Origin of the sequence: Phycicoccus endophyticus (assembly GCF_011326735.1) — a bacterium.
Lineage (GTDB): Bacteria > Actinomycetota > Actinomycetes > Actinomycetales > Dermatophilaceae > Phycicoccus > Phycicoccus endophyticus.
The window spans coordinates 73,381-94,189 of record NZ_JAANCN010000007.1; the positions used below are offsets into that span (position 1 = coordinate 73,381).

Here is a 20,809-nt window from a genome sequence, read left to right on the forward strand (position 1 = left end):
CTCCCAGGGGCGCCGGGCAGGGCGTCGCCCGGTACGGCGTCCTGCCCGGGTCGGGTCGAGGACCCTGCGCCGAAGCCCCCGACCCGTGCGCGGGTCGGGGGCTTCGACATCGGGGTGAGTGACGGGACTTGAACCCGCGGCCCCCTGGACCACAACCAGGTGCTCTACCAGCTGAGCTACACCCACCACGGCGGGCGCCGACCTCGCGAGGAAGGTCGTGCGCCCGCAGCGCGGACCATCGTACCGGGTGTGCGGGGGTGCTCCGGACCACCCCGGGTGCTCACCCGGCCGGCTCGGGCGACGGGCCTCGGGTCCCGGCCACCGCCACGGCGTGGTCGACGACGTGCCGGGCTGCCAGGGTGCGCAGCTCGTCGCTCGAGCGGCCCGGCGGTGGCACGAAGACGGCCTCGCGGTAGTAGCGCAGCTCGGCGATGGACTCGCGGATGTCGGCGAGGGCGCGGTGGCCGCCGGACTTGGTCGGCGCGGCGAAGTAGGCCCGCGGGAACCAACGCCGGGAGAGCTCCTTGATCGAGGAGACGTCGATGATCCGGTAGTGCAGGTACGCCTCGAGGTCGGGCATGTCACGCGCGAGGAAGGCCCGGTCGGTCGCCACCGTGTTGCCCCCGAGCGGGGCCTTGCCCGGCTCGGGGACCCAGGCCCGGACGTAGTCGAGGACCATCGACTGGGCCTGCTCGAGGCTCGTGCCCTCCGCGAGCTCCTCGAGCAGGCCGGAGGTCGTGTGCATCTCGCGGACGAAGTCGCCCATCTGGGCCAGGGCCTCCTCCGGCGGGCGGACGACGACGTCGACCCCGTCGCCGAGGACGGTCAGGTCGAAGTCGGTGACGAGGGCGGCGACCTCGACGAGCGCGTCGGCCTCGAGCGAGAGCCCCGTCATCTCGCAGTCGATCCACACGATGCGGTCGGTGTGCGCGCGGTCGGGCGTGGAGGACATGCCGGCCATGGTAGGCGCTGGCGCGACGGGCGGGCGGGGTCGGCGGGACTGCGGCTAGGGTGCGGGCCATGAGTGGGGACCTCGGAGCGCCGCCGCGCCCTGCGGTGCGCACGCGGCCCACGAGCCGCCGGGCGATCCGCTCCTGGGTGGTCGCGGGCGTCGGCGGGGTCGGCTTCCTCGTCGCCGCGCTCGTGCTCTCCTCCTACCTCGGGGCCACCTTCGGCGTGCAGACCGCCCTGCTCTCGCTCGCCGTGGCGGTCATCCCGCTCGGGATCGTCATCCCCACCTTCTTGTGGCTGGACCGCTTCGAGTCCGAGCCGACCCGCTACCTCGTCGCGGCCTTCCTCTGGGGCGCGCTCGTCGCGGCCCTCCTCGCGGCCGTCTTCAACACGAGCGCGGTCGTCGTCCTGGAGTCCGCCACCGACCCCGACGCCGCGCTCGCGACGACCGCGGTCCTCGTCGCGCCGGTCGTCGAGGAGGCCCTCAAAGGCGCCTTCGTCCTGTTCGTCTGGTGGTTCCTGCGGCGCGAGTTCGACGGCGTGACCGACGGGATGGTCTACGCCGGCATCACCGCGGCCGGCTTCGCCTTCACCGAGAACATCCAGTACCTCGCCCAGGCCTACACCGAGGGCGGTGGACAGGCGCTGACCGCGACCTTCGTCGCGCGCTGCCTGCTCTCGCCGTTCGCGCACCCGATGTTCACCGTCCTCACCGGCGTCGGGGTCGGGGTCGCCGCGACGAGCAGGTCCTGGGCGCCCCGGCTGCTCGCCCCGGTCGCGGGGTACCTCCTCGCGGTCGTCCTCCACGGGCTGTGGAACCTCGCCGCGGTCTCCGGCGGCTCCGGCCTCGTCGCGGTCTACGTGCTCGTCGAGGTGCCCGTCTTCCTCGGCTACGTCGTGTTCGTCGTGTGGGCCCGCCGTCGCGAGGGGCGCCTCATCGGCCGCTTCCTGCGCCCGTACGCCGACGCCGGCTGGCTCTCGCGCTCCGAGGTCACGATGCTCTCCTCGATGGGTCACCGCCGGGAGGCCCGGATGTGGGCCCGCGCCAACGCCGGGCCCCGCGGGCTCGCCGCGATGCGCGACTTCCAGGACACTGCGAGCGAGCTGGCGCTCCTGCGCCGCCGGATGTACCACGACGCGGCGGACGCCCGAGCCCTCGCCCACGAGCGGGAGCTGCTCGCCGACCTCGCCGCCCGGCGCGGCGAGTTCGTCGGCATGCCGGTGCGGTGACGCGCACCTTCGTAGAGAGTTTGAGGACCCTTCCCCGGCGCTGAAAACCGCGGCTTCGCGGCTTTCTCGTGGCGTCTACAAGCGTAGTGAACGCCCCTCTGAGAACTCGATCACGGATATTCGGGGTCGGGTGGTACGTGCAGTTGGGAAGACTCAAGCCTTTCTAAGCGCCGCCCAGGTGGACGAACTGGTAGCTCTCTACGGCGAGGGGCTGAGCATCGCTGAGGTCAGCCGGAAACTCGGCATTTTCACCAGGACGGCGGCTGCGCACTTGGTCCGTCGCTCGGTGCCGTTACGTCAGAGAGGACTCGCGGCGGAGGACACGCGTGCGGCCGTGCGTCTGTACGAGAGCGGGCTGACTCTCGTGGAGGTTGGGCTGCGGTTCGGCGTTAGCCAGCAGGCAGTAAGAAGGGCGGTGGCCGCGGAAGGCGTCGAGATCCGCCCTCGCGGCCATCGTCTGCGACTTGCGACCTGAAACTGCAAGGTCAGGCGGCGGGTTGGTCGAGGTCGGACATGTCGAGGACGAAGCGGTAGTGGACGTCGCCGGCGGCGAGGCGGTCCAGGGCGGTCTCGACCTGGCTGGACGGAAGGAGTTCGATGTCGGCGGTGATGCCGTGTGCGGCGCAGAACCGCAGCATGGCTTCGGTCTGTGTGAGCCCGCCGGTGCCGGAGGAGGTGAGTTTCTTGCGGCCGGCGCTGAGCGCCCACAGCTTGGGCCCGTCGAGAAGAGGATTGCCCAGAACGCAGAGAGTGCCGTCCAGGTCGAGCATGCTGATCATGGGCAGGAGGTCGTGGTCGCCGGAGATGGTGTCGAGGATGAAGTCGAACCGTCCCCGCGCGGCGGCCACCTGATTTTCGTCGGTAGTGACGAGCAGGCTCTGCGCCCCAAGCCCCAGAGAATCCTGTTCCTTGGCCGTGCTGCGGCTCAGGACGGTGACCTCGGCGCCGAGGGCGGCGGCGATCTTGACCGCGAGGTGCCCGAGTCCCCCGAGTCCGGCGATCGCGACCCTGGTTCCGCGGCCCACGCCGGCGGCATGCATGGGCTCCCACACGCTGACACCGGCACACATCAGCGGAGACGCGCCAGCAGGGTCGAGACCGTCGGGCAGGTGGAACGCGAACTTCTCCCGCAGGACGTACTCGCGACTGTAGGCGCCCTTGGTGGGGGTGCCGTCGATCTTGTCGGTGCCGCCGTAGGTGGTCGTCGGACGGTTGTAGCAGTAGTTCTCCTGCCCCGCCAGGCACATGGCGCACTCTCCACAGGAGTCGATGATCGTGCCGATCGCCACCAGCTCCCCGACGGCGAACCCGGTGACCGCTGGGCCGACCTCGGTCACGACCCCGGTGGCCTCATGCCCGGGGACGAGGTCCTTCTCGCCGAGCATCCCGTGGATGCGGTGCAGGTCGCTGTGGCAGACCCCGCAGTAGTCGATGCGCACCGCGATGTCGTCGGGACGCAGGTCCCGGCGCTCGATGGTGACGCGGGTGAGCGCGTTGGTGTCGGGGTCGAGGCTCTGCCAGCCGGTGGTGGTTCTCATGGACGGTGTCCTCCTCTATAACGGAATCTTGATTCATCTTAGCACGATCATGAATCTGCATTCCGTTTTGATAGAATGGACCCGTGCCCTCCCTCTCCGATGCCCCACGTACGCTCCGTGCGCCGCGCCGGGACGCCCTGCGCAACGACGCCATCGTGATCGAGGCGGCTCGCGCGGTCTTCGCCGAACAGGGACCGCAGGCCAGCATGGAGGCCATCGCGACCAGGGCCGGGCTCGGAGTCGGGACGATCTATCGGCGCTTCGCAGGCAAGGACGCCCTCCTCGACGCGATCGCGCAGACCTTCGTCGACGAGATGGACCGGGCTGCCGAGACCGCCGCCGCCGACCCTGACCCCGCCCACGGCCTGGAGCGCTTCCTCGACTTCGTCGGCGCCTTCAACGCGGAGAAGCGTCGCTACGCCGCCGCATTGATCGACCGGGTTGCCAGCGACGAGGTCAGCGCCCGAACAGCCGACAGGGTTCAGCAGCTCACTCAGGCCGCGGTCGACGCCGGGGCCCTCGCGCCCCATGTGCTGGCCCGCGACATCAAAGCGCTCATCGTTGCCCTGCGCGCCGTGGTCGCCGCCTCACCGGACGGAGACAACACCGCCTGGCGACGCTTCCTCCACATCCACCTCACCGGACTCCGCACCACCCGCTGAGCCGTCTCGGCGCGTGCCCGCGCGAGCATCCGCCTTGCCCGGTCATGCTTGCCGCGGAGCCACTCCCGGTGCACTCGCCGATGACCCCTCAACATCGGCCATGACCGCGCCGCTGGCTGGCCGCCCCATGACCGTCGCGGACCCAGACGGGGCGAGATCTGGCTGTGGCCGATGCCGAGTGTTGGGAGGCCGAGCCGCCCTTCGACGAGTTGAAGACGACCGTCAGCGCGGGCCTCGCGTCGTGTACGCGGCACGCCTGCCGACCTCCTGCTCCACCAAATCTCGGGGGTGTCAGAGGCGGATTTTGCCTATAAGGCGTAGCAGCTTGCTCATTCCCGGCAGGATCTCGCAGCGGTTCCTCTTCATGCCGCCGATCATCGCTGCCACGACCCGTTCGATGGGCATTTTCGGAATGCGGTCGACCTCACGGTTGTCTTCATCGGACCCGTTGAACATGGGCTTCGTGGTGCGCGGGGGCGCGAGCTCGAACACCTTCACGGAGGTGCCCGCCAGCTGTTTGCGCAAGGTTTGCGTGTAGGAGTGCAGGCCAAGCTTCGAGGCGCTGTAGACCGGGGCCTTGTCGAAGGCGAAGTAGGCGATGCCGGAAGTGACGTTGAGAACCGCCGCCTCGGACTGCTTCAGCAGATGGGGCAGGAACACCTGGGTCACCAGGATCGGCCCCGCCAGGTTGACGGCGACCTCATCGGTCACCCTTGCCGGGGCAAAGCTTTGAAACTCGATGTTCTGCATCAGGCCCGCGTTGTTGATCACAACATTCAGATTCGGGAAGTCGGACACGATCTGGCGATACAGCGTCTCAACCGAGGCGAGGTCGGTCACCTCCACCGCATAAGCGAACAGCCCCGGATGAGACTCACGGAACTGGCTCAACCGGTCTTCGTCACGCCCGGTGACGATCACGGTATTCCCCCGTGCCGCCAGCTGCTCCGCCATCTCAAGTCCGATGCCGGAGGTGCCGCCGGTTATCAGGATGACATCGTTGCTCAGATCCATACTCTGCTCCTTGTCTCTTGTCCTGTTGCTGCCACTTCTCGGTACCTGACGCTCAGCGTCTGAATCGGCCGCCTTCCACGACCGCCGCGGGCTACCACGGGACGGTTTCGTCGGTGTAGGAGAGGAAGTGCAGGCCGCCGTCGTGTCGGTGGGTCAGGATGACGTCGGCGACTTTGGGGATGCTGTCGGCGATGGTGAGTGGTGCGCCTGCCCCGCCGAGGTCGGTCTGCACGTGGCCGGGATGGATCAGCAACAAGGTTCGCGGGTCGTCGGGGTGTCGTGCGGCGTGGCTGCGCATGAGCTGGTTCAGCGCGGATTTGCTGGCACGGTAGACGTCGTTCCCGCCGTTGGTGTTCAGGCTGATGCTCCCCTGGCGCGAGGACATCACGCCGATGGCGCCGGTGGGCGGTACGAGATGCTCCAGTGCGGCAATCACCCGCATGGGGCTGAGGGCATTGGTGATCATCACGGTCGCAAACTCCTCGGCAGGCACTTCGGAGGCGGGAACGTTGGCTCCCGCGATCGCGCCGTTGATGAACAGCAGATCGATACGACGCCCGGTCAGGCGGCCACCCAGGTCGGCGATCTGGTCGGCGTCGGTCATGTCGAGCGTCTCGATCCCGACCTTGCCGGACGCGCGCTCGGCCAGATCGTGCAGACCGGTCCGACGATCACCGCGGGTGGTGGCGACCACGGTCCAGTCGCGGGCAGCGAGCTCCTCGGCCAGGGCGAGTCCGAGCGTACGACTCGCGCCGACGATCAGCGCGGTTCCTGTAGCGTCGGTCATCTCCCGGCGCCTTCGACGGCGGGCTTGAGCACCTCGGTGGCCCACTGCCGGAACGTCGTCGGCGTCGTGTTGGCCGCTGTCCGAGGCACGGCAGTGTCGAGGCCATGCTCCTTCGCCTCGTCCATCGCCATCAAGGCGCCGGCGACGGCCTCGGACATGCCGAAGCCCATCAGCCGCCGCTTCGAGGCCTCACGGTCACCCTGCTCGTACCGGATCGGCGCGCCGAGTACCTCGGTCAGGATCTTCGCCTGATCGTTCGGCGAGAGATCCTCCGCGCCGAGGAGAGGCACGATCTCCTGCCCCGTCCAGGTCTGGTCGACCAGGAACGTGGCGGCAGCGGCGCCGATGTCTCTGGTGGCGACCGTCGGCAGCGCCAGGTCGGCGGGCAGGGTGCCGGTGAAGACACCCCGGTCGCGGATCGAGGCCGCGTCCCGCAGCATGTTGTCCATGAACGACGGGTTCGCCAGCTCGCGGGTGTTCGCGCCCGTGCTTCGGATCAGTGCGTCCATCGCCAGGGTGGCCGACACATGACCGGCGAACGTCTGAACTCCGGCTCCCAGCGCCGAGACCGAGACAACCCGCGACACCTGGTGACGGCGAATCGCATCCGCCGCCGGCAGCGCGAATCCCATGTAGGCGTCGAAGATCGTGGGTGCAGCGGGCGCGGCAGGGACAAGCCAGAACAGCGCGTCCGCACCATCGAATGCACGCTCGACCACCGCCGGATCGGCGTGACTGCCCTGCACCACCTCGACGCGGGAGCGGACCTCCTCCGGAAGCCTCGCCGGGTCGCGCACGACCACACGAACCTGCTCGGCACCCTGCAACAGGCGCCGCAACACTTCGCCCCCGATCTGACTCGTGGGCGCGGTAACAACGATCATGAAATCCTCCAGAACATCTAACTCAAGTATACTCTACCGTACCGTATACTTTTAGGGAGGACAACTATGGCTCGTCGAGGGGACGTGTTGCACGCCCACATCATCGACACGGCCAAGACCGTCTTCCTGGAGTCGGGCTACGACCGCGCCTCCATGGACGCCGTCGCCGCCGCCGCCTCGACCTCGAAGCGCTCCCTCTATGCCCACTTCCCCAGCAAGGAAGCGCTCTTCACCGCCTGCGTGGACCGCAGCCACGAGCTCTTCGAAGGACGACTCGCGGTGCCCTCGCACTACAGCGACGAACCGATCGAGGCAATCGTGCGGTACTGCGTCAGATTCGGGCAACTGCTGACCTACGCCCCGATCGCTGGCTTCTGCCGTATGGGCGTGACCGAAGCCGCTCGCCTGCCCGAGGCCGCCGCCCAGATCCACGACACCTTCCTCGGCACCGCCACCACAGGGCTCGCAAGGCACATCGAAAAATGCTGGGCAGCCACCCCGGACTTGGCACGAGAAAACGCGACGCTCATCCTCGGCGCCGCCGTCGGACCCCTACTGACAGACGTCCTCTACGGTCTCGTCCCACTGCAACAGGAGATGCCCGACGAAACGGCGACCCCACTCACCCCCCACGCGACGATCGAGCACGCCGTCACGGCCCTCCTGCCCCAGAGCCCACGAGAGGGGCGCGCGTCGCGGAGCGCGATAATAGAGGCGAAGCAGTCAGGCCATGACAAGGGGTCGAGGTGAGGGCATCCAGGAGTCGGATGGGCAGTAGGGCTGCCACGATCACGCTGGCCGCCCTCGCGGCCGCCACGATGATCACAGCCGCTGGCGCCGAGGTCGTCCGGCGCCGCATCGTCGGGTATCTCGACCCGTGGAAAGCGCGGGTCGCCGATGCCGGCTTCGTTCTGAAGGCCGCGCGCGTGGGCGAGATCGAGTTGAGCTATGCGGAAGGCCCGGACAACGGACCGCCTCTGGTCCTGCTGCACGCCCAGCACATGGACTGGTTCAGCTACAGCCGCGTCCTACCCGCCCTGTCCGAGCACTTCCACGTCTTCGACATCGACTACCCCGGCCACGGCGCCACCGTCGTCCCGTCCGACTATCCGATGACCGCGAACCGGATCGGGGCCGATCTCGCGACCTTCATTCAGCAGGAGATCCGGGAACCCGTCTTCGCGACCGGCAACTCATCCGGCGGTCTGCTTACCGCCTGGCTCGCTGCGCACCGACCCGACCTCGTCCGCGCCATCGCGCTCGAAGATCCACCACTGTTCTCAGCCGAGTATCCGCGCATCACGACCACCATCGCCAACCGGTCCTTCGCCACCTGCGCCGACGCCGTCCGCGACGGAATCACACGCGAAGACGACTTCCTGCTGTATTGGATCCGCAGCAACACGAACTTCTTCACCACCAACATCGCCCCCGGTTCCGCCACCGCACTCGCCTGGGCGATCAAGGCATACCGGCACGCACACCCCGGTCAACCTGTTGAGCTCGGACTGCCGCCCGACGACACCGTCCGACTGTTCCTGCGCGGCATGGACCGGTTCGACCCACGATTCGGTGCCGCCTTCCACGACGGCACCTGGAACCAAGACTTCGACCACGCCACCGCCCTCACCCGAATCACGTGCCCGGCAATCCTGCTTCACGCCGAATTCACGATTCTGCCCGACGGGACCCTCGACGGCGCCATGAGCCAGGCAGACGCCGATAAGGCCACTTCTCTCCTCCAACGCGGCGAATACCGCAAGATCAACACCACCCACGTCATCCACCTCGCCGACCCCGGTCTCTTCACCCGACTACTGGAAGACTTCCTCCTCGACCAGAGCCTCTGACCCGCCGATCGGGAAAGTTCGAGAACTCTCCTATCGGGCGGAGGCACCGCACAAGGCTCGAACTTTTCGTGCCCCCGGCAGGACTCGAACCTGCGACCTCGAGATTAGAAGGCTCTTGCTCTATCCGGCTGAGCTACGGGGGCCCGGCGCCCCGCGCGGGACGCCGCGGCCAGTCTAGGAGCACCGTGGACGGCGCTCGCCCTTGAGCGCGGGCGGGCTCACCCGGTGGTCGGCGCGTGCGCGAACGGGAAGCCGGCGAGGGTCTCGTGCCGCGGCCGGTGCCCCGCCGAGCGTGGCAGGTGCGACTCGACGAGGACGAGCTCGTCGGCCACCCAGGGCGGCCCCTCGTAGCCGTGCAGGACCCGCACCCACCGGGTCGCCTCGAGCGGGCGGGGGAAGCGGGCCAGGGTCAGGTGGGGGACGAAAGGACCGCCCTGGGGCGCCGCGCCCGCGACGGCCAGCGCGGAGCGGGCCGCGGCCGCGAGCCGGGCCAGGCCCTCGTCGGCGGCGAGCCCTGCCCACAGGACCCGGGCACGGGTGACGTCCGGGAAGCAGCCGGCGCCCCGGACCCGCAGGTGCGGTGCGGGGTGCCGCGCGGCCACCTCCCGGAGCCGCTCCAGGAGTGGCTCGAGGGTGCGGGCCGGCGCGTCGCCGGCGAAGGCGAGGGTGAGGTGCCACTGCCCGGGGGGCGTCCAGCGCGGCCCGGGCGTCGCCCGGCGAGGCTCGAGCCGGTGCTCGAGGTGCTCGAGCACCGGCTCGGGCGGCACGACGGCGACGAAGACCCGCATCCCGACATCATCGGCGGCCACGCCGGGCAATGCGGACCGGGACACCCGGTTCTCGTTACCATTCGGCCGTGGGCGCGGACCGGGACGTGGAGGCCGCGGTCTCCGCCGTCGAGGTGCTGCGGGAGGAGGTCGAGCACACCTCCCTGCCGCTCGAGGTCCCGGGCCGGGCCGCGGCCGAGGCCGCCCGCCGCGGGCTGCTCGCCCAGCTCGACGACTACGTCCTCCCACGGCTGCGCTCGCTCGACGCCCCGCTGCTCGGCGTCGTCGGCGGCTCGACCGGCGCCGGCAAGTCCACGCTGGTCAACTCCGTCGTCGGGGAGCAGGTCAGCCGGCCCGGTGTCCTGCGCCCGACGACGACCTCCCCGGTGCTCGTCCACCACCCGCAGGACCGGCACTGGTTCGAGGGCGAGCGCATCCTGCCCGGCCTGGCCCGGGTCACCGGGGTGGACACCGGCGAGGAGGCGCCGGGTACCGTCCGGCTCGTGGCCTCCACCGCGCTGCCCGCCGGGCTGGCGCTGCTCGACGCGCCCGACATCGACTCGGTCGTCTCGGCCAACCGCGAGCTCGCCACCCAGCTCCTCGCGGCCGCCGACCTGTGGCTGTTCGTCACGACGGCCGCCCGCTACGCCGACGCCGTGCCCTGGGGGCTGCTGCGCACGGCGGCCGAGCGGGGCACGGCCGTCGCCATCGTCCTGGACCGGGTGGCGCCGGACGCGGTCGAGGAGATCCGCCCGCACCTGGCCGCGATGCTGCGCGACCAGGGCCTGCCGACCGCACCGGTCTTCACCGTCCCGGAGACCCCGCTCGAGGAGGACGGCCGGCTGCCCGCCCCTGCGTTCGCCCGGCTGCGCGCCTGGCTCGAGGCGCTCGCCGGCGACGCCCGGGCCCGTGACATCGTCGTCTCCCAGACCCTCCGGGGCGCGGTCGCCTCGCTCACCGGGCGGACCGAGGAGCTCGTGGCCGCCAGCCGTGAGCAGGAGGAGTCGCGCCAGGCCCTCGAGGACGCCGTGACGGACGCCTTCGGCTCCGCCCTGCGCCGGGTGGGCGACGGGATGACCGACGGGACCCTGCTGCGGGGGGAGGTCCTGGCCCGGTGGCAGGAGTTCGTCGGCACCGGCGAGTTCTTCCGTCAGGTGGAGTCGACGATCGGCCGGTGGCGCGACCGGATCGCCGCAGCCGTCCGGGGGACCCCGCCGCCGGCGGACTCCCTCGGGGAGGCGCTGCACACGGGCGTGGCCGCGCTGCTCGTGGCCAACCTCGAGTCCGCGGACGCCGACGCCACCCGCACCTGGCGCCGGCTGCCCGGCGGCGCGGCCGTGCTCGCCGAGGTGCCGGCACGCGGTGTCCGCGCGCCCGAGACCGGCGCCGCGGTCGAGCGGCTCGTGCGCGACTGGCAGGGCGAGGTGCTCGAGCTGGTGCGCAGCGAGGGCCAGAGCCGGCGGACCAACGCCCGGGTGGCCGCCTACGGCGTCAACGCGATCGGGCTGCTGCTCATGCTCGTGGCGTTCGCGCAGACCGGTGGCCTCGTCGGTGCCGAGATCGGCATCGCGGGTGGTACCTCGCTGCTCGCCCAGCGCGTCCTCGAGGCGATCTTCGGTGACCAGGCCGTTCGGGACATGGCGGCCAAGGCCCGCACGCTGCTGCTCGCCCATGCCGAGGAGCTCTACGCGGCCGAGCGCGCCCGCTTCCTCGAGGCGCTCGCCGCGCACGCCGCCCCGGCGGACCAGGCCGAGCGGCTGGCGGCGACCGCGACGACGCTGAGGACGGTCTCGGTATGAGCCCGCTCGTCATGGGGAGCGCGACCGGGCCCGGCGTCTCGCCGGAGCGGCTCTCGGCCGCCGCCGACGCCCTCTCCGCGGCGGTCGACGCGGGGGCCGGTGAGCTGCCCGCCGAGGAGAGCGCCCGGGCCGGGCAGGTCGTCGCCAAGGTGGCCCAGCGGACCGCCCTCGTCGGCGGCCACACGGTCGTCGCCCTCGCCGGCGCCACCGGCAGTGGCAAGTCCTCGTTGTTCAACGTGCTCGTCGGCGAGGAGGTCGCCCGGGTCGGCGTGCGCCGGCCCACGACGGCCACCCCCACGGCCGGGGTCTGGGGCGCCGAGCCGGCCGGCGACCTGCTCGACTGGCTCGGGGTCGGTGCGCGCCACCACGTCGGGGAGGCGGGCGGGGGGCCCCAGGTGGGCAGTCTCGACGGCCTGGTCCTGCTCGACCTGCCCGACCTCGACTCGCGCGAGACCGCCCACCGGGTCGAGGCCGAGCGGGTCCTCGAGCTGGTCGACCTGTTCGTCTGGGTGACCGACCCGCAGAAGTACGCCGACGCCCGGCTGCACGACGACCACGTCTCGGCGCTCTCGGCGCACGAGGCGGTGACCATGGTCGTCCTCAACCAGGCCGACCGGCTCTCGCCGGAGGACCTCGCGCGGTGCCGTACCGACCTGGCCCGCCTCATGGAGCGCGACGGGCTGCCCGGCGCCACGGTGCTCACGACGTCGGCCCGCACCGGTGCCGGGACCGACGAGCTGCGTCAGCGCCTCGCCAACGCCGTCGCGAGCCGGGCGGTCTCGCGGGCGCGGCTGGCCGCCGACGTCCGCACGGTCGCTGCCGCGCTCGAGCGGCACGTCGGGGCCGGCGAGCCGGCGGTCGACCCCGGCGCCCGCACCGAGCTCGTCGACGCCCTCGCCCGCGCCGCCGGGGTCCCGACCGTCGTCGACGCCGTCGCCCGCGACTACCGGATGGAGGCCGCCACCCGGACCGGCTGGCCGTTCACCCGCTGGGTGCACCGGCTGCGCGCCCGGCCGCTGCGCCGGCTGCGCCTCGACGGCCGGGACGTGCGGGTCACCGAGTCCGACCTGCGCTCGGTCCTCGGGCGCTCCTCGCTGCCCCCGCCCTCGCCCGCAGCCCGCTCGGCGGTCGAGCTCGCGACCCGGCGGCTGGCGGACCGGGCGGGGGCCGAGCTGCCGGTCCCGTGGGCCGAGGCGCTCGACCAGGCCGCGACGCCGCCCGGTCCCCGTCTCGGGGACGCCCTCGACCAGGCCGTCGTCGGCACCTCGCTGCACGCCCGGGCCCCGGGCTGGTGGCGGGTCGTCGGCGGCCTCCAGCTGCTGCTCGCCACGGCGGTGGTCGCGGGGATCCTCTGGCTCGGCGCGTACGCGGTCGCCGGCTGGCTGCAGCTGGACGCGGTCGTCCCCGACGCTCCCACGGTCGGGGTGCTGCCCGTCCCGTTCCTCCTGCTCGCCGGCGGGCTCGTGCTCGGGCCGCTGCTGGCCGCGCTCGCCGCGTGGCTCGCCCGCCTCGGTGCCCGGCGCCGTGGCCGGGTCATGGAGGGCCGGCTGCGGGCCGCCATCGAGACGGTCGCCGACCGGGAGATCGTGGGGCCGGTCCAGCGCGTCCTCGACCGGCACACGGCCACCCGTGAGGCGCTGCGGAGCGCGGCCGAGATCTGAGCCGGCCGCGGGCCCGGTCCTCCACAGCCGACCCCTGCCCCGCGCCCTGTCCACAGACCGCGGCCCACCCGTTGTCGCCCCGGCGGCGGTGGCCGAGCGTGGACCTGGGGCCCCGAGCGGCGGGGCCGGGCAGGAGGGCATGCGATGTACGAGACCTACGTGACCGTCCAGGGGCGGCTCGTCGCCGACCCCGTCGTCAAGGACGGCCGGCACGGCCGGTTCACGACCTTCCGGGTCGCCCAGTCCGAGCGGCACCCCGACCGGGCCGACCCCGGGCGGTGGACCGACTCGCCACCGAGCTTCTACGACGTCTCCGCCTTCCGCGCGGTCGGGGAGAACGCGGCCCGCTCGCTGCGCAAGGGGCAACCGGTGGTCGTGCACGGGCGCCTGCGGGTCCGCCAGTTCCAACGGGGCGACGGCTCGCCCGGCACGGCGGTCGAGCTCGACGCCGCCGCGCTCGGGCACGACCTGCGCTGGGGGTGCACCTCGTACGTGCGCAACGGCGACCTCGCCCCCGCGCCGCCCGCGCAGGCACCGGCCGACCCCCCGCAGCCCGCCGGCGACCCCGCGACCGACCGGTACGTCGTCGACGACCCCGGCGGCGAGGGCCCCCCGGCCCCGGACACCGGCCCGCTCGTGCCCCCGGGGCGCGGGCAGGCGGCCTGAGCGCGCGCGGATTCGGGCCTTGCCGGGGGTGGTCGATACCCTGGCGGCATGCCCGAGTTCATCTACGTGATGTCGCGCGCCCGCAAGGCGCACGGCGACAAGGTCATCCTCGACGAGGTCACGCTCTCGTTCCTGCCCGGTGCCAAGATCGGCGTCGTCGGCCCGAACGGTGCCGGCAAGTCCTCCGTCCTGAAGATCATGGCCGGGCTGGACCAGCCGTCCAACGGCGAGGCGCGCCTCACCCCGGGCTACAGCGTCGGCATCCTCATGCAGGAGCCGGAGCTCGACGAGTCCACGACCGTGCTCGGCAACGTCGAGCAGGGTGCGGGCGAGATCAAGGCCAAGCTCGACCGGTACAACGAGATCTCGGCCGAGATGGCCGAGCCCGACGCCGACTTCGACGCGCTCATGGCCGAGATGGGCCAGCTGCAGGAGGCCATCGACGCCGCCGACGCGTGGGACCTGGACTCCCAGCTCGAGCAGGCGATGGACGCGCTGCGCTGCCCCCCGCCGGACGCCGACGTCTCGGTGCTCTCCGGCGGTGAGCGTCGCCGGGTCGCGCTGTGCAAGCTGCTCCTGCAGAAGCCGGACCTGCTGCTGCTCGACGAGCCGACCAACCACCTCGACGCCGAGTCCGTGCTGTGGCTCGAGCAGCACCTCGCGAGCTACCCGGGGGCGGTCGTCGCCGTCACGCACGACCGGTACTTCATGGACAACGTCGCGGGCTGGATCCTCGAGCTGGACCGCGGGCGGGCCTACCCCTACGAGGGCAACTACTCGACCTACCTGGAGAAGAAGCAGGCCCGCCTCGAGGTCCAGGGCAAGAAGGACGCCAAGCTCGCCAAGCGCCTCGCCGAGGAGCTGGAGTGGGTGCGCAGCAACGCCAAGGCCAAGCAGACCAAGTCCAAGGCCCGCCTCCAGCGCTACGAGGAGATGGCGGCCGAGGCCGAGCGCACCCGCAAGCTGGACTTCGAGGAGATCCAGATCCCGCCGGGGCCGCGCCTCGGGAGCAAGGTCATCGAGGTGCGCGGCCTGCGCAAGGGCTTCGGTGAGCGGGTCCTCATCGACGACCTGTCCTTCACCCTGCCCCGCAACGGCATCGTCGGCGTCATCGGACCCAACGGCGTCGGCAAGACGACGCTGTTCAAGACGATCGTCGGCCTCGAGGAGCCCGACGCCGGCACCGTCGACGTCGGTGAGACGGTGAGCATCTCCTACGTGGACCAGAGCCGCGGTGGTCTGGACCCGACCAAGAACCTCTGGGAGACCGTCTCCGGCGGGCACGACTACATCCAGGTCGGCAGCGTCGAGATCCCGAGCCGCGCCTACGTCAGCCAGTTCGGGTTCAAGGGCCCCGACCAGCAGAAGAAGACCGGGGTGCTCTCGGGCGGGGAGCGCAACCGGCTCAACCTCGCGCTGACGCTCAAGGAGGGCGGCAACCTGCTCCTGCTCGACGAGCCGACCAACGACCTCGACGTCGAGACCCTCGGGTCGCTGGAGAACGCGCTGCTCGCCTTCCCCGGCTGCGCCGTCGTCATCAGCCACGACCGCTGGTTCCTCGACCGGGTGGCGACCCACATCCTCGCCTACGAGGGCACCGAGGAGAACCCGGCGTCGTGGTACTGGTTCGAGGGCAACTTCGAGGCCTACGAGAAGAACAAGGTCGAGCGGCTCGGCGAGGAGGCCGCCCGTCCGCACCGGGTCACCTACCGCAAGCTGACGCGCGACTGAGGGCCTGCGCGCCGGCCACGGCTAGGGTGTGGCCGTGTCGCCGCCGGACCCGAGCCCGCACCGTCTTTCGGTGGTCATCCCGGTCTACCAGGGCGCACGCACCCTGCCGGGCCTCCTCGCCGAGCTCGAGGGCCTGACCGGCGGGGGCGTGACCCCGCAGGGCCGGCCGTTCGTCGTCGAGGAGGTCGTGCTCGTCGACGACTGCGGGCCGGACGGCTCGGACGCCGTGATCCGTGCGCTGGCCGCCGAGCACCCGTGGGTGCGACCGGTCTGGCTGAGCCGCAACTTCGGCCAGCACGCGGCGACGCTCGCCGGCATCTCGGCCTCGGGCGGGGAGTGGGTCGTGACGATGGACGAGGACGGCCAGCACGACCCCGGCCACCTCGGGACCTTCCTCGACGTGGCGATGGAGGAGCAGGCCGACGTCGTCTACGCCGAGCCGGCCGACCCGCCGCCGCACGGTGCCCTGCGCAACGCGGCGTCGTGGTCGGCCAAGCGTCTCGTCGCCGCCCTCGCCCGTGGCGCACCCGCGGCCCGCTTCCACAGCTACCGGCTCCTCCTCGGCGAGGTCGCCCGCTCGGTGGCGGCGTACGCCGGCCCGGGGATCTACCTCGACGTGGCGATCGCCTGGGTGGCCCGGCGCACGGCGACCGCGCGGGTGCCGATGCGCCGCGAGGGCGGACGCGCCTCGGGCTACGACGTGCACCGACTCGTCTCGCACTTCTGGCGGCTCGTGCTCTCCAGCGGGACCACACCGCTGCGCTGGGTGAGCCTGACCGGGGCGAGCGCCCTCGTGCTGGCCCCGGTCGTCGCCCTCGTCCTCGCCGTGGGCCGGGCCGGCGGCCGGTGGGACGTGCCCGGCTGGACCTCGACGATGATCCTGCTCATGGTCGCCACCGGCGCCATCCTCTTCGCCCTCGGGGTCATCGCCGAGTACGTCGGGATGGCCGTGAACATGGCGATGGGCAAACCGCTCTACCTGCCGGTGCGCGACCGCGCCGACGGCCCCCTCGGCCGGGACCGGCGGTGAGCGAGCCCCCGCCGCTGGCCTGGGTGGTGGGCGCCGGGGGGCTGCTCGGGCGCCACGTCGTCGCCGCCCTGGCCGGCAGCGGGTATGCGGTGCGGACCTCCCGCGTGCCGTGGCCGGAGGAGGACGCCACGCTCGCGGTGCTCGAGGCGGACCTGCTGCGGTTCGTGGCCGACCGTGCGGGGCGTCCGTGGCTGCTCGCCTGGTGTGCGGGAGCGGGCGTCGTCGCCACCGACGGCGCACGCCTTGAGAGCGAGCGCCGGGTCTTCGAGCGGTTCACGGCGCTCCTCGGCGCCGAGCGCGACGACGACGGCCACGGCGTGGTCCTGCTCGCGTCCTCCGCCGGTGGGGTCTACGCCGGGTCGGCCGGGCCACCGTTCGACGAGGACTCCGTGCCGGCACCGCTCGTCCCCTACGGGCACACCAAGCTGGCGATGGAGACGGTGCTCTCGGCCGCCGTGGCACGCACCGGCTCCCGCGCCGTGCTCGCCCGCCTCGCGAACGTCTACGGCCCGGGCCAGCGCCTCGACAAGCCCCAGGGCCTGCTCTCCCAGCTGTGCCTCGCGGACGCGACGCGGCGGCCCGTGCCCGTGTTCGTCGCGCTCGACACCATCCGGGACTACCTCTTCGTCGCCGACGCCGCCCGGATGCTCGTACGCTGTGCCGCGCTCGCGCGCCACGAGCCCGCCGGGACGGGCGTGGTCAAGGTGCTCGCCTCGGGCCGGCCGGTCACCGTGGGGCACCTCGTGGCCGAGGCGCGTCGTGTCCTCCACCGTCCGCTGCGCACCGTCCTCGCCCCCGGCCGCCCCGGGCAGGTGCTCGACCTGCGGCTGGCCTCCGTGCGCTGGGCCGAGGTCGACGCCCTCGCCGCGACGCCGCTGGCGGCCGGCCTCGCCGCGACCGCCGCCGACGTGCGCGAGCGGGTGCTCGCCCGTGGCCGTCCGCGGGGCTGAGGGGAGGGTCAGCCGGCGCGGGTGGCGCCGACGAACACCGAGGAGCCGAAGGGCAGGTCGGTGCGGGCGAGCAGCATCCGGTCCAGGCCGCACAGGCCGCGCAGCGCCGCGTTGACCGGGCGGGGCACCTGGGGGACCTCGACGATGTCGTGCGGACCGTCGGGCCGCCGGGAGAGCCGGCGCGCGGCCCGTTCGGCGACGAAGAACGGGAAGACGGTCGTGAAGCCGTAGGTGGCCCTCTCCACCGTGAAGCCGGCGCGCTCGAGCGCGGCCACCGCCCGAGCACGGGTGTAGCGGCGGTGGTGGCCGTTGGCGACGTCGAAGTCGGTCCACGCCCACGCGTAGGCCGGGACCGACATCAGGAAGCGCCCCCCCGGCCGCAGCACCCGGCGCACCTCGGCCAGGGCCTCGGCCTCCGGGGCGCAGTGCTCGATGACGTCGAAGGCGGCGACCGCCTCGAAGGTGTGGTCCGCGAAGGGCAGGGCGAGGGCCGAGGCGCACACGCCGTCGGCGCCGAGCCCTCGCGGGTCGATGTCGAGGGAGACCACGCGCGCCGCCGCCTGTCGGAACCAGCCCGCGCTCGGCCCGTCGGCGCTGCCGAGGTCGAGGGCGGTGCCGGCGCCCTCGACGAGGTCGCGCAGCGCGGTCTCGAGCAGGTCGGCGCGGGCGCGGTACCACCAGTAGTCGGGCGCCGCGATCGACGGGGATCCACCGTGGCCGGGGGCAGTCACCGGCTCAGGCTACTGTCGGCAGCGCCCGTGCCCGACCGGGGCCCGGCCACGGGCGTCAGCCGGCGCCGCGGGCCAGCCGGACGGCGAGGTCGCCGTAGGTGCGCTCGATGGACTCCGGGGTGCGCCGCCCCCCGGGCACGTACCAGCGGGCGACGTCGATCGCCATCGACATCAGCGCCAGCGCCGTGGTCTGGACGTCCTCGACGTCCAGCTCGCCGGTGCGCACCCCGTCGCGCAGCACGTCGGCGAGGACCCGGTCGATGTCCTTGCGCAGCCCGATGACCTCGGCCCGGTGCTCACCCGAGAGGTGCCGGAACTCGAACTGCACGATCCGCCCGAGCTGGAAGTGCTCGGCGTGCCAGCGGGAGAAGCCGCCGACGAGGGCACGCAGCGCCGCCGTCGGGGAGGGCGCCTCCTCGGCCGCGGCGACGAGCAGGTCGCGCGCCCGCGCGTGCCCGCGCCGGCTGATCTCGAAGAGCAGGACCTCCTTGGAGGCGAAGTGGACGTACACCCCGGCGGGGGAGAGCCCGGCGCGCGAGGCGATGTCGCGGGTGGTCGTCGCGGGGAAGCCGTGCTCGGCGAACGCGTCCGCGGCCGCGAGCATGATCCGGGTCGCGGTGTCCGGCATGTCGAGCGGCCCGCCGGCCCGGCCCCCCTCGGGGGCGAGTGCGGCGAGGACGGCGGTCTCGGTGAGCGGTGGCGTGCTCGGCACGGTTGACAGCATGCCCCATCCTCGACACACTAAGCAAGCGCTTACTCAATGGTGGCGGGCCACGGGCACGCCGCCCGACCGGTCAGGAGCACCATGCCCCGCAACGTCTACGACGCCGAGCACGAGGACTTCCGCGCCTCCGTCCAGGAGTTCGTCGAGCGCACCCTGCGCCCGCGCGCCGAGCAGATGCTCCAGGTGAAGTCGGTCGAGCGCGACATCTGGAAGGAGGCGGGGGCGGTCGGCCTGTTCGGCCTCGACATCCCCGAGGAGTACGGGGGCGCCGGCGCGGAGGACTACCGGTTCAACGCCGTCGCCGCCGAGGTGATCGCCGGCTTCAACTTCGCGGTCTCCTCCTGCTTCGGCATCCACTCCGACGTCTGCCCGCCCTACATCGTCGACCTCGGCACCGAGGAGCAGAAGCGCCGCTGGCTGCCCGGGATGGCCCAGGGCGAGCTGATCGCGGCGATCGCCATGACCGAGCCCTCCGGCGGCTCGGACCTGGCCGCGCTGAAGACCACCGCGGTCCGCGACGGCGAGGACTGGGTGCTCAACGGGTCCAAGACCTTCATCACCAACGGCTACCAGGCCGACCTCGTCATCGTCGCGGCCCGCACCGACCCGAGCAAGGGCGCCAAGGGCATCACCCTCTTCGTCGTCGAGGCCGGCATGCCCGGCTTCACCCGCGGGCGCAAGCTGGACAAGGTCGGCCAGGAGGAGGCCGACACCTCCGAGCTGTTCTTCGAGGACGTCCGCGTGCCGGACGCCAACCGGCTCGGCGAGGAGGGGATGGGCTTCGTCGCGATGATGCAGCGCCTTCCGCAGGAGCGCATCGGGGCGGCGGTCGCGAACACCGCGCACGCCTTCCAGATCTTCCGGGAGACGGTCGAGTACACCAAGGAGCGCAAGGCCTTCGGCCAGCCGGTCGGCGCCTTCCAGTACAACAAGTTCACGATGGCCGAGCTGCTGACCCGCCTCGAGGTCACCCAGGCCTACGTCGACGACTGCGTGGCCGCGCACGCCGCGGGCAGGTTGACCCCGGTCGACGCCGCCAAGGCGAAGTGGTTCAGCGCCGAGGTGCAGAACCAGGTGCTCGACGCGTGCGTCCAGCTGCACGGCGGCTACGGGTTCATGAACGAGTACCGGGTGGCCCGGGCCTGGCGGGACGCCCGGGTCTCGAAGATCTGGGCGGGGTCGAACGAGATCATGAAGGAGCTCATCGGCCGGGATCTCGGCCTGTGAGCACCACCGGGACGCCCTCGACGCGGCGGCGCACGGCCCCGCCGTGGCTGGCCACCGCCTTCCGCCTCCCCAACGGCCTCTACGACCGGGGGCTCGGCCGGCTGCTCGGCCACCGATTCCTGCGGCTGACCCACACCGGGCGGCGCACGGGGCGCAGCCGGCACGTCGTGCTCGAGGTCGTCGAGCACGACCCGGTGACCGGTGCGGTCACCGTCGTCTCGGGCTTCGGGCGCTCCGCAGACTGGTTCCGCAACGTCACCGCGGGCGGTCCGGTGGCGGTCGACCTCGGCCGCGGCCCACGGCTCGCGGACCATCAGGTGCTGCCGCTCGAGGAGGCCGTCGCCGTCCTGCGCCGCTACGAGGGGCGCAACCGGCTGGCGGGCCCGCTCGTGCGCCGGGCGCTCGGCGCCCTCGTCGGCTGGCGGTACACGGGCAGCGACGCCGACCGGCGCCGGCTCGCCGCCGAGCTGCCGATGGTCCGCCTCACCCCGGCAGCCTCCCGACCCTGAGGCGGGCTGCCGGCGCCGTCCCGCTGCGTCGCGGCAGGTAGGTTGGGCATCCCGCGGGTGCTGCCCGCGGTGCCGGCAGCGTCGCTGGCCTGCGACGA

At 72.3% G+C, this 20,809-nt stretch carries 20 protein-coding genes and 2 tRNA genes; 12 read left to right on the forward strand and 10 right to left on the reverse strand.

Annotated elements, in window-relative coordinates; translation table 11 throughout:
* Nucleotides 1-113 precede the first annotated feature (113 nt).
* Both G8D98_RS09415 and orn read right to left on the reverse strand, forming a co-directional pair.
* A tRNA-His gene (locus G8D98_RS09415) sits at nucleotides 114-186 on the reverse strand.
* A gap of 94 nt (nucleotides 187-280) precedes the next feature.
* The gene (orn, locus tag G8D98_RS09420) at nucleotides 281-952 is read right to left on the reverse strand and encodes an oligoribonuclease (RefSeq protein WP_166102166.1); all 672 of its coding nucleotides are present in this window, start codon (nucleotides 950-952) and stop codon (nucleotides 281-283) included.
* 68 nt (nucleotides 953-1,020) lie between these two features.
* Between orn and G8D98_RS09425 the strand changes: the two genes are divergently transcribed.
* Nucleotides 1,021-2,181 carry a PrsW family intramembrane metalloprotease gene (locus tag G8D98_RS09425; protein WP_166102169.1) on the forward strand — a complete coding sequence of 387 codons (1,161 nt, stop codon included), beginning with the start codon at nucleotides 1,021-1,023 and terminating at the stop codon, nucleotides 2,179-2,181.
* A 485-nt stretch (nucleotides 2,182-2,666) separates the two neighbouring features.
* Here G8D98_RS09425 and G8D98_RS09430 read toward each other — a convergent pair whose 3' ends face one another.
* On the reverse strand, nucleotides 2,667-3,719 hold the full coding sequence (locus G8D98_RS09430) for an NAD(P)-dependent alcohol dehydrogenase (RefSeq protein ID WP_166102173.1): 1,053 nt from the start codon (nucleotides 3,717-3,719) through the stop codon (nucleotides 2,667-2,669).
* 83 nt (nucleotides 3,720-3,802) lie between these two features.
* Here G8D98_RS09430 and G8D98_RS09435 point away from each other — a divergent pair, with 83 nt between their 5' ends.
* Entirely contained in the window at nucleotides 3,803-4,381 is a 579-nt protein-coding gene (locus G8D98_RS09435) for a TetR/AcrR family transcriptional regulator (protein WP_166102175.1), read from the forward strand.
* Nucleotides 4,382-4,672: 291 nt separating this feature from the next.
* On the opposite strand, the gene G8D98_RS09440 is transcribed toward G8D98_RS09435, so the two are convergent.
* The 3 genes from G8D98_RS09440 to G8D98_RS09450 all read right to left on the reverse strand — a co-directional run bounded on the left by G8D98_RS09440 (nucleotide 4,673) and on the right by G8D98_RS09450 (nucleotide 7,066).
* Complete coding sequence (locus G8D98_RS09440; protein WP_166102177.1) at nucleotides 4,673-5,395, reverse strand: SDR family oxidoreductase; 723 nt, start codon at nucleotides 5,393-5,395, stop codon at nucleotides 4,673-4,675.
* Between the two features lie 91 nt (nucleotides 5,396-5,486).
* Nucleotides 5,487-6,182: an SDR family NAD(P)-dependent oxidoreductase gene (locus tag G8D98_RS09445; protein ID WP_166102180.1), complete on the reverse strand. Its 696-nt coding sequence runs from the start codon at nucleotides 6,180-6,182 to the stop codon at nucleotides 5,487-5,489.
* Entirely contained in the window at nucleotides 6,179-7,066 is an 888-nt protein-coding gene (locus G8D98_RS09450; RefSeq protein ID WP_166102182.1) for an NmrA family NAD(P)-binding protein, read from the reverse strand. The genes G8D98_RS09445 and G8D98_RS09450 overlap by 4 nt, the downstream gene beginning before the upstream one ends.
* Nucleotides 7,067-7,153: 87 nt before the next feature.
* On the opposite strand from G8D98_RS09450, the gene G8D98_RS09455 reads away from it, so the two are divergent.
* Both G8D98_RS09455 and G8D98_RS09460 read left to right on the forward strand, forming a co-directional pair.
* Nucleotides 7,154-7,816 carry a TetR/AcrR family transcriptional regulator gene (locus G8D98_RS09455; RefSeq protein WP_166102184.1) on the forward strand — a complete coding sequence of 221 codons (663 nt, stop codon included), beginning with the start codon at nucleotides 7,154-7,156 and terminating at the stop codon, nucleotides 7,814-7,816.
* 17 nt (nucleotides 7,817-7,833) lie between these two features.
* Nucleotides 7,834-8,916: an alpha/beta fold hydrolase gene (locus G8D98_RS09460; RefSeq protein ID WP_166102187.1), complete on the forward strand. Its 1,083-nt coding sequence runs from the start codon at nucleotides 7,834-7,836 to the stop codon at nucleotides 8,914-8,916.
* Nucleotides 8,917-8,985: 69 nt separating this feature from the next.
* Here the strand turns inward: G8D98_RS09460 and G8D98_RS09465 are convergent.
* Together G8D98_RS09465 and thpR are read right to left on the reverse strand one after the other, a co-directional pair.
* Nucleotides 8,986-9,059, reverse strand: a tRNA-Arg gene (locus G8D98_RS09465).
* A gap of 75 nt (nucleotides 9,060-9,134) precedes the next feature.
* Nucleotides 9,135-9,749 (reverse strand): RNA 2',3'-cyclic phosphodiesterase, encoded by a 615-nt coding sequence (gene thpR, locus G8D98_RS09470; protein WP_229661755.1) that lies wholly within the window; start codon nucleotides 9,747-9,749, stop codon nucleotides 9,135-9,137.
* 23 nt (nucleotides 9,750-9,772) lie between these two features.
* Here thpR and G8D98_RS09475 point away from each other — a divergent pair, with 23 nt between their 5' ends.
* The 6 genes from G8D98_RS09475 (at nucleotide 9,773) to G8D98_RS09500 (ending at nucleotide 17,520) form a co-directional block, all read left to right on the forward strand.
* Complete coding sequence (locus G8D98_RS09475) at nucleotides 9,773-11,482, forward strand: GTPase domain-containing protein (protein ID WP_166102190.1); 1,710 nt, start codon at nucleotides 9,773-9,775, stop codon at nucleotides 11,480-11,482.
* Nucleotides 11,479-13,143, forward strand: coding sequence for a GTPase (locus tag G8D98_RS09480; RefSeq protein ID WP_229661754.1), 1,665 nt, complete (start codon nucleotides 11,479-11,481; stop codon nucleotides 13,141-13,143). The genes G8D98_RS09475 and G8D98_RS09480 overlap by 4 nt, the downstream gene beginning before the upstream one ends.
* A gap of 144 nt (nucleotides 13,144-13,287) precedes the next feature.
* On the forward strand, nucleotides 13,288-13,809 hold the full coding sequence (locus G8D98_RS09485) for a single-stranded DNA-binding protein (RefSeq protein ID WP_166102192.1): 522 nt from the start codon (nucleotides 13,288-13,290) through the stop codon (nucleotides 13,807-13,809).
* Nucleotides 13,810-13,857: 48 nt separating this feature from the next.
* A complete protein-coding gene (gene ettA / locus G8D98_RS09490) occupies nucleotides 13,858-15,540 on the forward strand; it encodes an energy-dependent translational throttle protein EttA (protein WP_166102195.1) in 1,683 nt (560 codons plus the stop codon).
* Between the two features lie 34 nt (nucleotides 15,541-15,574).
* Nucleotides 15,575-16,570: a glycosyltransferase gene (locus G8D98_RS09495; RefSeq protein ID WP_166102197.1), complete on the forward strand. Its 996-nt coding sequence runs from the start codon at nucleotides 15,575-15,577 to the stop codon at nucleotides 16,568-16,570.
* Entirely contained in the window at nucleotides 16,567-17,520 is a 954-nt protein-coding gene (locus tag G8D98_RS09500) for an NAD-dependent epimerase/dehydratase family protein (RefSeq protein WP_166102200.1), read from the forward strand. The genes G8D98_RS09495 and G8D98_RS09500 overlap by 4 nt, the downstream gene beginning before the upstream one ends.
* A gap of 8 nt (nucleotides 17,521-17,528) precedes the next feature.
* On the opposite strand, the gene G8D98_RS09505 is transcribed toward G8D98_RS09500, so the two are convergent.
* Together G8D98_RS09505 and G8D98_RS09510 are read right to left on the reverse strand one after the other, a co-directional pair.
* Nucleotides 17,529-18,251: a class I SAM-dependent methyltransferase gene (locus tag G8D98_RS09505; RefSeq protein ID WP_166102203.1), complete on the reverse strand. Its 723-nt coding sequence runs from the start codon at nucleotides 18,249-18,251 to the stop codon at nucleotides 17,529-17,531.
* A 55-nt stretch (nucleotides 18,252-18,306) separates the two neighbouring features.
* Nucleotides 18,307-18,975, reverse strand: coding sequence for a TetR/AcrR family transcriptional regulator (locus tag G8D98_RS09510; protein WP_229661753.1), 669 nt, complete (start codon nucleotides 18,973-18,975; stop codon nucleotides 18,307-18,309).
* 81 nt (nucleotides 18,976-19,056) lie between these two features.
* On the opposite strand from G8D98_RS09510, the gene G8D98_RS09515 reads away from it, so the two are divergent.
* Nucleotides 19,057-20,202 (forward strand): acyl-CoA dehydrogenase family protein, encoded by a 1,146-nt coding sequence (locus G8D98_RS09515; RefSeq protein ID WP_166102205.1) that lies wholly within the window; start codon nucleotides 19,057-19,059, stop codon nucleotides 20,200-20,202.
* Nucleotides 20,199-20,711 (forward strand): nitroreductase family deazaflavin-dependent oxidoreductase, encoded by a 513-nt coding sequence (locus G8D98_RS09520; protein WP_205859754.1) that lies wholly within the window; start codon nucleotides 20,199-20,201, stop codon nucleotides 20,709-20,711. Before G8D98_RS09515 ends, G8D98_RS09520 begins: the two co-directional genes overlap by 4 nt.
* Nucleotides 20,712-20,809 lie beyond the last annotated feature (98 nt).